The sequence below is a fragment of the Chitinophaga sp. genome (assembly GCF_035538455.1).
Taxonomy (GTDB): Bacteria; Bacteroidota; Bacteroidia; order Chitinophagales; family Chitinophagaceae; genus Chitinophaga.
This window is the reverse complement of record NZ_DATLKJ010000172.1, coordinates 1-3,366: the sequence shown is the minus strand read 5'-3', so window position 1 is coordinate 3,366 and position 3,366 is coordinate 1. Positions and strand designations below refer to the sequence as shown.

Here is a 3,366-nt window from a genome sequence, read left to right as displayed (position 1 = left end):
CACCGGGCGTTCCATCCAGTCTGGCATTCATCTTCCGCACCAGCTCATCCTTCGAAATACCACTCTTCCATTCTTTCTGCGGATAGATGTCTACGTGAAACTCGATGTTATAAAAACCGGTGGCATCTGTACCATCGTTGGGGCGGCCTGTCTGCGACATTACCTGTCTCACTTCCGGGAAGGTGAGTATTTTCCGGCGCATTTCATTGGCCACTTTCACGGATTCATCCAGCGATGTACTGAGCGGGCCGGTGGCACGGATGTAAATAGCGCCTTCATTGAGCTGCGGCAGGAACTCTGTTCCCAGGAACCGGAAGAAGTAAAGCCCTATTGCCAGCACGACCAGCGAGGCGCCAAACACAATACGGCGATGGCGGAAGCAATAGTTGAATATTTTCAGTGTAACGCGGTGTACGAATTCGAGGAAGATGTTATGTTTCTCCCGCACATTCTTTTTCAGCAATACGCTGGCGAATGCGGGCACGAGGGTAAACGAGAGTATCAGGGCGCCGAGCAAGGCGAAGCCCAATGTCCATGCCAACGGGGAGAACATCTTCCCTTCCACCTTCTCGAAGGTAAAGATGGGCAGCAGGCCTGTGATGATAATCAGTTTGGCGAAGAAAATACCCTTACCATTTTCCATGCAGGCTTTGCGGATCATGCCCATCTTGCTGAGCTTATTGAACCGCTCCATACCTACTTCGTGCGCCTTGCGGTCGAGCACCACAAAGATCCCTTCCATCATCACCACCGCGCCATCGATGATGATACCGAAGTCGATAGCACCCATCGACAACAGGTTAGCACTCATACCTTTCAGCTTCAGGCAGATGAAGGCAAAGAGCAGTGCCAGCGGGATCACGATGGATACAATGATGGTAGTGCGCCAGTCGGCCATGAACAGGAATACGATCACCGTTACGAAGATGATGCCCTCGATCATGTTGTGCAGCACGGTGTGGGTGGAGAAATCGATGAGGTCTTCCCTGTTGTAGAAGGGCTTGATCTTTACATCTTCCGGAAGAATTCGTGTATTCAGCTCCGTTATCTTTTCTTTCAGGCCTTTGATGACATTGGCGGGGTTCTCTCCTTTACGCATCACTACAATACCTTCTACCACGTCGTGGTCATGATCACGGCCCACCTGCCCCAGCCTGGGCAGCGCCGCCACGGTTACTTCTGCTACATCCTTTACCAGGATCGGCGTACCGCCGATATGATCTACGATGATATTCCTGATCTCATCCACATTATTGAGGATACCGATACCTCTTACCACGTAAGCCTGCTGGTTCCTTACGATCACATCTCCTCCTACGTTGATGTTACTTTTGGACAGCGCCTGGAACATCTCCTGCGCTGTAATGCCATATTGTACTGCTTTATCAGGATTGATACTAACCTGGTAGATTTTCACTTCTCCGCCGAAGCTCACGATATCCGCCACACCGGGTACGGCCAGCAGGTTGCGTTCCACCACCCAGTCCTGGATGGTTTTAAGATCCCTTACCGACTGTTTATTGCTCTCCAGCGTGTAGCGGTATATTTCGCCCGTAGGCCCGTAGGGCGGCTCAATTTCAGGGTCTGCTCCTTCCGGCAGGGAAGCGGAAGTGATGTTGTTATTAATTTGTTGCCGGGCGAAAGTATCATCTACATCATCGTCAAAGATCACTTTCACTACTGATAACCCGAACAAGGAAGAAGAGCGTATATGCGTTTTCTTCTGTGCCCTGTTCATGGCTATTTCTATGGGGCGCGTTACGAACTTCTCTACTTCTTCGGCGCTGCGGCCCTGCCACTGGGTAATAATGGTAACGGAAGTGTTGGTTACATCCGGGAAGGCATCCACTCCTATCTGCCTGAAGCTGATATAGCCGGCGATAGCCAATACTCCTGCCGCGAAGAAGATGAAATATTTATTGCTGAGGGAGAATGCGAGTACTCTCCTGATGAATTTATTCATGTTGCTGGCCTTTGTGTTTACTGCTGATCGCTCAGCGTGTCATAAATAAATACCTGCCTGGAAGCAATGATGCGGTCACCGTCTTTCAGTCCTGACGCAATAAAGGCACGGTCTTCCACGGTTCTGCTAATCTTTATTTCGCGGATGGCCACTCTCACTTTATCGTTGGTAAGTACCAGCACGTAGTATTTGTCGTGGTCGAAGATGATGCCTCTTGATGGGATGCTCACCATGTTGGAGTCAGCCTTGCGCTGTGCCCTGATGCGCACAAACATTTCGGGTTTCAGCAGGTATCCGGGGTTATCCACTACCACCCTGGCTTTCATGACTTTGTTCTCCGGGTCCAGCACATTGTAGATCTTGCTGATTTTTCCGGTAAAGACTTTGTCGGGATATGAGAGCGTGGTCATCTGCACCTCGTCGCCTTCATGGACGCTGGCAATATCCGATTCAAATACGTTGATGATGGCCCATACATTGTTCAGATCTGCGACGACGAAAATGGGATCGCTGTTATCAGCGCGCCATTGCTGGCTTTCAGCAGCCCGTTTGCTGATGACAAAACCGGGTACCGGCGCCTTGATGAAATAGCTGGTTTTGTGTTCGCCGCCGTTAATATCAAGTACTGCGCTGGATTTGTGATAGGACGCAACGGCTTTATCGTAATTGTTCTTCGCTTCTTCGTAATCACGCTGGGAGTTTAACCCGCTTTTATAGAAAGACTCTGCTACTTCAAGATTTCGTTTAGCCGTTTGCATTTCGCTGGCATTTATACGCTGATCTGCTGTAAAGCCTGCCATTTCGGGGCTTTTCAGTACAGCCAGCACCTGTCCTTTTTGAACGAAGTCGCCGGAGTGTACCTTGACCTCTGTTACGATGCCGCTGACCATCGGGAAGATGCGGGCGGTTTTATCTTCATTCTCTGAGATTTTACCGGTGAGATATATCTCGCCATCCACCGGTTTGGATGTAGCGGTATCCACTACCAGGGTGCGGAGCAGGGAGTCTGTAAGCGTCCACTGACGTGGTTCTTCAGGTTTCGGTCTGTTGCCGCAACTGGTAATGATTCCGGATATGGATATAATAAAAACAGTTGCAGGTAAATACTTTTTCATAAACTTTTGCATCGTCAGGAGTATTTGTCAGGGATGGAAGATATTTGCGCCGGTGGCGAAATTGATGGATTCCAGGGCATTGAGCTGATCGTATTTCAGTTCATTCATCTTCAGTACATTCTCGCGGTAGGCGTCGTACAGGTCGATGAATTCCAATAGCCCGATAGTATGCAGCCCGTAGTTCTTCTCCACCTCCTGCATCATTTTCGTGTAGTCGTTACTGAAAGAAGGATCAAACTCGCGCAGCAGTTTATCTGTTTTAAGCGCTTTCTGCAAGCTGTTCATTAC

Annotated in this window: 2 protein-coding genes and 1 pseudogene; all 3 read right to left on the bottom strand. The window is 49.6% G+C overall.

Going from position 1 to position 3,366, the window contains the following annotated elements:
- On the bottom strand, positions 1-1,963 hold a 1,963-nt coding region (locus tag VM802_RS20560), incomplete at its 3' end, for an efflux RND transporter permease subunit (RefSeq protein ID WP_325534040.1).
- A 17-nt stretch (positions 1,964-1,980) separates the two neighbouring features.
- Positions 1,981-3,078 (bottom strand): efflux RND transporter periplasmic adaptor subunit, encoded by a 1,098-nt coding sequence (locus tag VM802_RS20555; RefSeq protein WP_325534038.1) that lies wholly within the window; start codon positions 3,076-3,078, stop codon positions 1,981-1,983.
- 27 nt (positions 3,079-3,105) lie between these two features.
- Positions 3,106-3,366 (bottom strand): annotated as a pseudogene (locus VM802_RS20550) (TolC family protein); the annotation flags it as partial.

What these genes read in the sequence shown, in the direction of transcription:
- VM802_RS20555 (WP_325534038.1), bottom strand. Translation starts at nt 3,078, where the DNA reads ATGAAAAAGTATTTACCTGCAACTGTTTTTATTATATCCATATCCGGA.